Source organism: Flavonifractor plautii ATCC 29863, from assembly GCF_000239295.1.
GTDB classification, from domain to species: domain Bacteria; phylum Bacillota; class Clostridia; order Oscillospirales; family Oscillospiraceae; genus Flavonifractor; species Flavonifractor plautii.
On sequence record NZ_JH417746.1, the window covers coordinates 1 to 7362 of the forward strand.

The window sequence follows — 7362 nt, forward strand, 5'->3', positions numbered from 1 at the left end:
CACGGGCCCGCCGCATATGCGGCGGGCCCGTGCCGGTTATTCGTCGATGGCGAAGTGATAGAGGCTGTCATAGTCCATGGCCACGGCGATGTCCACGGTGCCCCGCACCTGGTTGTAGAGGCAGGACCACTGGGTGGAGCTGTCCTTGCCGGGCTGGGGCTGCTGGCTGACCGCCTGGAGCAGGGCCATGCCCTCCTCCTCGGTGAGCACGCCGCCGCTGGCCTCCATGGTCTCCTCCAGGACGGCGAAGCGATCCTGGCCCCGGCCGAAGTCCCAGTCGCCCTCGGTGAGCAGAAAGTTGGTGGCCCGGGGACTCTCCACCACGTTCATCTCGTCGCCAATGTACTCCACCACCACGGCGCGGCCGGCGGCGTCAGCGATCTGAAAGTGATAGCAGGAGTTGGCGGAGGCGTGCATGTCGTACTGGCGCAGCAGCGCCAGCGCCTCATCCACGGTGGCCGCCCGATCCAGCAGCAGGCGGATGGCGGTGGTGGTGGTGATGTCGGGCTTGTCGGTCTGCTGGTCGGTGGGCTCGGTGTCGATGAGCAGCACTCCCACCGCCAGGCCTTTCTCGTTCAGGCCGTCCAGAGGGACATAGGGGGCGGCCAGGGTGAGCAGGCTGTCCAGCAGGCTGGTGGGCAGCTTGTCCTCCCCAAAGCCGATGTAGGACAGGTTGACCATGGAGATGGAGCGGTAGCCGTCCTCCGGAGCGGTGCGGACAAAGAGGGCGGGGGAGTAGTACATGTCGAAGTTGCGGCCGAAGATGGCGTCGCCCTCCGGGGTCTCGGCGGCAAAGGTGGAGCAGCCCAGATCCGGGATGTCGAAGCGCAGGGGGAGACCCTTGAGCAGCTTCTGCATCAGGAAGTCCAGCAGCTCGTTGTCGTTGGAGGCGCCGCCCTGGGCCAGAAAGTCGTCCAGGCCGTAGTCTCCCAGATAGGTCATGGTGAACAGGTCGGTGTCGTCCACCCGCTCAATGGTATTCAGGGTGCGCAGCTCGGCTTGGAACAGGGCCAGCAGCACCAGCACGGCGGCGAGAATCACCGCCGCCAGGGCGAGCAGGGCCCGCCGAATGTATTTCCCGGCGCGGCCGGGGCGCTTGGTCGTGGTCTCGTGCATGGTTGAGCTCCTTTTCTGATGTAGGCTTGTTTGACGCTCAAATGATTTGACAGCCAAACGAATTACCATGATAAACAGAGGCGGCCAAACTGTCAAGAGAAATTTGGAAAAAGGGGTTGACATATTAGAATATTTGAATATAATAATATTAGAAATTGACGATGAGGTGAGCGACATGAGCGATCCCACCGCCCTCTATGAGGAGAAGGCGGAGCTGCTGAAGGCCCTGGCCCACCCGCTCCGGCTGCGGATCGTCCGCGGGCTGCTGAAGTGCGGCTGCCGAAACGTGGGCTGCATGGAGGCCAACACCGGCCAGTCCCAGTCCTGCATCTCCCAGCACCTGATGCGCCTCAAGGCCGCCGGGGTGGTCAAGGCCGCCCGGTCGGGCAACGAGGTATACTATGAAATTGCCAACCCGGAGGTGGCGGCGGTGCTCTCCGCCCTCTTCGGCGACCGGGAGGAGGAATACCAGTGTACGATATCGCGGTGATCGGCGGCGGCCCGGCGGGCCTGTCCGCCGCCATCCAGGCCAGGGCGCGCAACAAGTCGGTACTGGTGGTCAGCGGGGACGACCGGGACAATCCCCTCTACAAGACCAGCCGCATCGACAACTATCTGGGTTTTTACAATGTGACCGGTCCCGAACTGCTGGAGCGCTTCCGCACCCACGCCGGACAGATGGGGGTGGAGCGGCGGGACGGCCGGGTGCTGAATCTCCTGGCCGTGGGCGGCGCATACTATCTGAGCATCGGCAGCGAGGTGGAGCAGGCCCGCGCCGTGGTGCTGGCCACCGGCGTGGTGCGGGCGAAGAAGTACCCGGGCGAGGCGGAGCGGCTGGGCGCGGGAGTGAGCTACTGCGCTACCTGCGACGGGATGCTCTACCGGGGCAGGGAGATCGCAGTGGTGGGCAAAACCGCCGACGCTCCCCACGAGGCCAACTACCTGCGTGAGCTGGGATGCAGGGTCACCTACGTCAGCGACCGGCCGCCGGAGGGCCTGCACTCCGATATTCCCTTCGTGAAGGCCGTCCGGCTGGAGGTGCTGGGGGAGAAGAAGGTGGAGGCCCTGCGGGCCGACAGCGTGACCCTCCCCTGCGAGGGTGTGTTCATTCTCCGCCCCTCTATGGCCCCCGCCGACCTGCTCCCCGGCCTGGCGCTGGAGGGCGGTTACATCAAAACCGACCGGAACATGGCCACCAACCTCCCAGGCGTGTTCGCCGCGGGGGACTGTACCGGCCTGCCCCTCCAGGTGTCCAAGGCCGTGGGGGAGGGCCAGGTGGCGGGCCACCGGGCATCGGAATACGTAGACACACTCTAATTCATCATAAGGCGATACAGAGAAAGGACGGAACAAATTATGGCACTTATTCATCTGACCAACGAGGCGTTCGACAAGGCCACCGCCAGCGGGCTGGCGATGGTGGACTTCTGGGCCACCTGGTGCGGCCCCTGCAAAATGCTCTCTCCGGTGATCGACGGCCTGGCCGACCGCTACGAGGGCAAGGTGCTGGTGGGCAAGGTCAACACCGACGAGCAGCCGGAGCTGGCTGTCCGCTTCGGCGTCATGAGCATCCCCACCGTGATTTTCCTCAAGGACGGCAAGGAGATCGACCGCAAGGTGGGCGTGATGCCCGAGGCCAGCTACACCGCAGTGCTGGACGCCAACCTGTAAAATAGAAACGCCGGGTGGCCCAAACGGGCCGCCCGGCGTTTCTGTCTCCTCTTGACAAATATATTCTTTGTTGTATACTCAATGTTGAATATAGACCGAGGAGGAGACGCTATGACAAAACTTCTGGTGCTGGGACTGCTGGACGGGGGGCCCATGTCGGGCTACGACCTCCAGCAGAAGCTGGGCGGGGCGGACGCGGAGCGGTGGGGCGGCGTGCTTCCGGGCTCCATCTACCACGCGCTCAAAAAGCTGGAGGGGGAGGGCTGCATCGCCCTGGCGGGGGTGGAGCAGACGGGCCACCGGCAGAAGGCGGTCTACCGGATTACCGAGGCGGGCCGGAGCCATCTGCACACCCTGATCGCCGACGCCCTGCGGGCCTCCTCCGCCCTCTATCCCACCACACTCTACAGCGCCCTCTCACTGGCAGACAAGCTGCCTCCGGCGGAGGTGCGGCTGGCCCTGGAGGAGCAGCGGCGGCGGCTGGAGGCGGAGTACGCCGCCCTGGAGCGGGGCCGCGCCGGCAATGAGGGACAGGAGGTGCCGCCCCTGGCCCGCATCACCATTGACAACATGGCGGACATCGTCCAGCGGCAGCGCAGATGCGTGGAGGAGCTGCTGGCGGCCGTGGGGGAGGCTCCATGAGGCCGGGGCGGTTCGGGCGGTACGCCATCCGCACGGCGGACGGGGTGCAGGAGGCGGCTTACCTCCCCATCGGCGGCATCGAGCAGTATATCCGCGTCCGGGGGCGAAGCCGCGCCAACCCGGTCTTGCTGGTGCTCCACGGCGGGCCGGGCAGCACCCTGGGGGCCACCGCCTGCCGGTGGCAGGGGGCGCTGGAGGCGGCGTTCACCGTGGTTCATTGGGATCAGCGGGGCAGCGGGAACACCTATTACCGGGACCCGGCCGCCCCGCCGCCCACTGTGGAGCGGCTGCTCTCCGACCTGGACGAGCTGGTGGACGCCCTGCGGGCCCGGTATGGCCGGGACAGGCTGTTCCTGCTGGGCCACTCCTGGGGAAGCCTGCTGGGCGGGCTCTATGCGCTCCGCCGCCCGGAGAAGCTCTCAGCCTGGCTCCCCGTCAGCCAGATGGTGGACTTCAAGCGGTCCGAGTAGGTATCGGCGGCGGAGGCCATCCGAAGGGCCCGCAGGGCGGGGCGGGAGGAGGACGCGGAACGGCTGGCGCAGGAGCTGGAGCAGGTGCTGGCCCTGCGGCGGCTGGACCGGGCGGGGGCCGGAACCCTGCTGCGGTTTCGCCGGCGGAAGGAGCGGTATCTGCCGCCCCAGTACGGCGGGCCGTCTCCGCTGGGGGGACTGGCCGCCCCGGAGCTGACCGGAAACGACCTGCGGTGGAAGCTCTGCTTTGACCGGATGCTGGCGGCCAACGCCGCCCTCTATGAGGAGCTGCTGGGGGGCCTGTCCCTGGACGGTTGTCCGCCGCGCTATGGGGTGCCGGTCATCCTGACGGCGGGAGAACGGGACTGGACCACGCCCTATCCATTGGCGGCGGCCTATTACGATACCCTGTCGGCCCCCTGCAAGGCATTTCTCTCCCTGCCGAACGCGGGGCACCTGCCCTTCCGGGAGCGGCCGGAGGAGTGGAGCCATATTCTGCTGGACGTGCTGGCGCAAATCTGACAGGCCCCCGGCCACTGGGTGGCCGGGGGCCTGCTGTCAGTGGGAGCGGCCGCCCAGCATGGCGTTGAGCTCCGCCCGGGTACAGTGGTAGTCCCCGTCGCCGCTGCGGCGGTAGGAGCCGCGGGCCAGGTCGCCGCCGATGTAGACCGGGCGCTGATCCTGCTCCGCCGGGGGCACCGTGATGGCCACGATATCCCCGCCGTCGACGTGGAGAACCTGGATGTCGCCAGGGGTGAGCAGGTTGGCGCTGACCACCCGCGGGTCCTGGAGCAGGGCGGTAAACTCGTCCACCAGCTCCCGGGGCTCCAGCAGCCCCTGCACCCGCAGGGTGTGGTCGGGCAGCTCCTCCACCCCCAGCAGGATGACGCCGCCGTAGGTGTTGGCAAAGGCGGAATAGGTCTCCCAGATGCTCCTGGGCAGCCCGCCGGTGGCCAGCTTGGCCTCCAGGCGGTTGTTTTCCCGGTAACGGCTGATCTGCTGGAAGTCAAACATGGGATGTCGCCCTCCTTTTGACCCTATTATAAAGGGGAAAACCGCCCTTGACAAGGGAGACATGTTCCTCCCCCCTCCGGCATATGTGTAACAGGGGGGTGTGGACATGGCCTTTGCCGAGCGATTGGGAAATTTCATCTGGAACCCGTGGCTGCTGGGCCTCTTTTTACTCAGCGGCCTGTATTTTTCGGTGCGGACCGGCTTCTTTCAGCTCTTTCACGTCCGGCTGTGGCTCAAAACCACGCTGGGCTCCCTGCTCCGTCCGAAGAGGCGGCGGGAGGGCGGGGGGCTTACCCAGCTCCAGGCCCTGTCCACCGCCCTGGCCTCCACCATTGGCACTGGCTCCATCGCCGGGGTGGCTACCGCCATCTTCTACGGCGGGCCGGGGGCGGTGTTCTGGATGTGGGTGTCCGCCTTTCTGGGCATGATGACCGGATGTGTAGAAAAGACCCTGGCGGTGCGCTACCGGGAGAAAAGCCGAGACGGCGGCTGGCAGGGCGGCCCCATGTGCTACATGGAGCGGGGAGTGGGCAGCCGGACGCTGGCCGCCCTGTTTTCCCTGTGCTGTGTGGCCGCCTCCCTGGGGGGCGGAAATGTGGTGCAAGCCAACTCCATCGCCGCATCCCTGGAGGCGGCCTTCGGCTGGGACCGGCTGGCGGTGGGACTGGTGGTGGCTGTGCTGACCGGACTGGTGATCCTGGGCGGCATCGGGCGCATCGGGCGGGTCAGCGAAACCCTGGTGCCCTGCATGGCCCTTCTGTTTATCGGCGGCGGAGTGATGGTGCTGATTTGCCACCGGGCGGCCATTCCCGAGGCGCTGGAGCGCATCGTGACGGGCGCCGTCACCCCCAAGGCGGCCCTGGGGGGCGGCATAGGGTACGGCATGGCCGCAGCCATGCGCTACGGCGTGGCCCGCGGTGTATTCACAAACGAGGCAGGCATGGGCTCCTCCGCCATCGCCCACGCCGCCTCCAACGTACAGGAACCGGCAGAGCAGGGGATGTGGGGCATTTTTGAGGTGTTTATTGCCACTCTGTCGGTCTGTTCCATCACAGCCCTGGTGATCCTCACCTCCGGGGTGTACCAGGAGAATGCGGCCCTGCTGGCCATTCAGAGCGGCACCGTCACCAGCGCCATGGTGGGCGCGCCCCTGTCCGCCGCCGCCTTCTCCACCGTGTTCGGCCGCTTCGGGGTGGTCTTTGTGGCGGTCTGCCTCCTGCTCTTTGCCTTCACCTCTCTGCTGGGCAGCAGCTACTACGGGGAGCGGGGCCTCCAGTACCTCACCGGTACCGACCGCTGGCGCTGGCCCTACCGGGCGGCTTTCCTGCTGGCCGTGGTGGCGGGAAGCGTAGGCGACGTGGCCGTGGTGTGGCAGTTAGCTGATATCTTCAACGGCCTGATGGCCCTGCCCAACCTGTGCGCCCTGCTGCTCCTGTCGCCCGAGGCCCTGGGTCTGCTGAACGGCTGGATGACGGTCAGAACAGACGGAGCTGCCCATCGCGGCAGGAGCAGGCGGGCAGGTCGGTAACGGTATCTCCGGGGCTAGGTATGCCGGTCAGTAGGGGGCTGTCGGGGGCGTGCTCCGCCCGCCGTGCCGCTGTGCGGTCGGGGGTGCGGTTGGCATAGCAGTAGCGGCAGCCGGAAGGACAGGTGTCGTAGGCGCCGATGTCCACGCTTTCACAGCAGCCGCAGCCGGGCCGCTGACCCCGGTCGGGGCCCAGCCGCAGCGGCCCGCCGCACAGGCGCTCCAGCCGGGCCCGGTCGATACAGGCGGCCCGGCCGATGCCGTGGGGGGAGAAGTCCCCCGCCTCGCAGCAGGCCACAATTGACAAGTGATATTCCTTTGCAGTTTGCCCCAGCATGGACGCCAGCTCCTGCATTTCCAGGGCATTTGGGGGCCGCAGGCCGCCCATGGGACGGCCGGGGTAGGGGTCGAGAAAGCTCACCGTCACCTGATCAGTGAACGGGGAAAGCGCTTTACAGAGCTTGCGGAACCGGGCCTCGTGCCAGGCGAGGCCGATGGCGTCGGTGAACAGAATGGGGTCGTACCGCCACAGCACCCGCCCCCGCCCCAGGCGGCGGCCCAGGACCTGAAAGGTCTCCACAATGGCCCGCTTGTCCCGCAGGCCCGGTTCGATCTCCGGCCCGTAGGGGGTGAGGGTGAACTGAAACAGATAGCGGTAGCCCATCCCGTCCAGCTCGTCCAGCCAGGGGAGCAGCGGGGCGGGGTCTTTCGTCCAGAACACGATAGCGTCCACGACTGCGGGGGAGAGGGGGACCCGGCGGAGCTGGCCGGGGCGGTAGGGATTGCGCACCAGCACCTCGCCGGCGCGCAGGCGGCGGAGGAGCCACTCGGAGTACCAGCGGGGGATGTCGGTACGGCGGGAGACGGAGAGAATCACGGGGAATCACCTCGCAAAAAGCGGGCGGACAGCACTGCTGTCCGCCC

General features: G+C 66.9%; 10 protein-coding genes. 7 read left to right on the forward strand and 3 right to left on the reverse strand.

Annotated elements, in window-relative coordinates:
• Positions 1-36 precede the first annotated feature (36 nt).
• Positions 37-1116, reverse strand: a complete 1080-nt coding sequence (locus tag HMPREF0372_RS08605; RefSeq protein ID WP_007490948.1) for a linear amide C-N hydrolase — start codon at positions 1114-1116, stop codon at positions 37-39.
• A gap of 175 nt (positions 1117-1291) precedes the next feature.
• Between HMPREF0372_RS08605 and HMPREF0372_RS08610 the strand changes: the two genes are divergently transcribed.
• From HMPREF0372_RS08610 to HMPREF0372_RS18730, 6 genes are all read left to right on the forward strand, one after another.
• Positions 1292-1606: an ArsR/SmtB family transcription factor gene (locus tag HMPREF0372_RS08610; protein WP_009259937.1), complete on the forward strand. Its 315-nt coding sequence runs from the start codon at positions 1292-1294 to the stop codon at positions 1604-1606.
• Entirely contained in the window at positions 1588-2433 is an 846-nt protein-coding gene (locus HMPREF0372_RS08615; protein WP_007490954.1) for an NAD(P)/FAD-dependent oxidoreductase, read from the forward strand. Before HMPREF0372_RS08610 ends, HMPREF0372_RS08615 begins: the two co-directional genes overlap by 19 nt.
• Before the next feature lie 39 nt (positions 2434-2472).
• On the forward strand, positions 2473-2787 hold the full coding sequence (gene trxA, locus HMPREF0372_RS08620; protein ID WP_007490956.1) for a thioredoxin: 315 nt from the start codon (positions 2473-2475) through the stop codon (positions 2785-2787).
• A gap of 111 nt (positions 2788-2898) precedes the next feature.
• Positions 2899-3429, forward strand: coding sequence for a PadR family transcriptional regulator (locus HMPREF0372_RS08625; RefSeq protein ID WP_007490958.1), 531 nt, complete (start codon positions 2899-2901; stop codon positions 3427-3429).
• Positions 3426-3899 carry an alpha/beta fold hydrolase gene (locus HMPREF0372_RS18725; RefSeq protein WP_007490961.1) on the forward strand — a complete coding sequence of 158 codons (474 nt, stop codon included), beginning with the start codon at positions 3426-3428 and terminating at the stop codon, positions 3897-3899. The genes HMPREF0372_RS08625 and HMPREF0372_RS18725 overlap by 4 nt, the downstream gene beginning before the upstream one ends.
• A gap of 84 nt (positions 3900-3983) precedes the next feature.
• Complete coding sequence (locus HMPREF0372_RS18730) at positions 3984-4421, forward strand: alpha/beta fold hydrolase (protein WP_007490963.1); 438 nt, start codon at positions 3984-3986, stop codon at positions 4419-4421.
• A 36-nt stretch (positions 4422-4457) separates the two neighbouring features.
• On the opposite strand, the gene HMPREF0372_RS08635 is transcribed toward HMPREF0372_RS18730, so the two are convergent.
• Positions 4458-4913 carry an AlbA family DNA-binding domain-containing protein gene (locus HMPREF0372_RS08635; RefSeq protein ID WP_007490965.1) on the reverse strand — a complete coding sequence of 152 codons (456 nt, stop codon included), beginning with the start codon at positions 4911-4913 and terminating at the stop codon, positions 4458-4460.
• Positions 4914-5019: 106 nt separating this feature from the next.
• Between HMPREF0372_RS08635 and HMPREF0372_RS08640 the strand changes: the two genes are divergently transcribed.
• The gene (locus HMPREF0372_RS08640) at positions 5020-6441 is read left to right on the forward strand and encodes an alanine/glycine:cation symporter family protein (RefSeq protein ID WP_007490968.1); all 1422 of its coding nucleotides are present in this window, start codon (positions 5020-5022) and stop codon (positions 6439-6441) included.
• Here the strand turns inward: HMPREF0372_RS08640 and HMPREF0372_RS08645 are convergent.
• Complete coding sequence (locus HMPREF0372_RS08645; protein WP_007490970.1) at positions 6389-7315, reverse strand: DUF1848 domain-containing protein; 927 nt, start codon at positions 7313-7315, stop codon at positions 6389-6391. The genes HMPREF0372_RS08640 and HMPREF0372_RS08645 overlap by 53 nt on opposite strands.
• Between the last annotated feature and the right edge of the window lie 47 nt (positions 7316-7362).

Coding starts and splice junctions, on each gene's coding strand:
- HMPREF0372_RS08605 (WP_007490948.1), bottom strand. CDS start 1,116: ATGCACGAGACCACGACCAAGCGCCCCGGCCGCGCCGGGAAATACATT.
- HMPREF0372_RS08610 (WP_009259937.1), top strand. CDS start 1,292: ATGAGCGATCCCACCGCCCTCTATGAGGAGAAGGCGGAGCTGCTGAAG.
- trxA (WP_007490956.1), top strand. CDS start 2,473: ATGGCACTTATTCATCTGACCAACGAGGCGTTCGACAAGGCCACCGCC.
- HMPREF0372_RS08625 (WP_007490958.1), top strand. CDS start 2,899: ATGACAAAACTTCTGGTGCTGGGACTGCTGGACGGGGGGCCCATGTCG.
- HMPREF0372_RS18725 (WP_007490961.1), top strand. CDS start 3,426: ATGAGGCCGGGGCGGTTCGGGCGGTACGCCATCCGCACGGCGGACGGG.
- HMPREF0372_RS08635 (WP_007490965.1), bottom strand. CDS start 4,913: ATGTTTGACTTCCAGCAGATCAGCCGTTACCGGGAAAACAACCGCCTG.
- HMPREF0372_RS08640 (WP_007490968.1), top strand. CDS start 5,020: ATGGCCTTTGCCGAGCGATTGGGAAATTTCATCTGGAACCCGTGGCTG.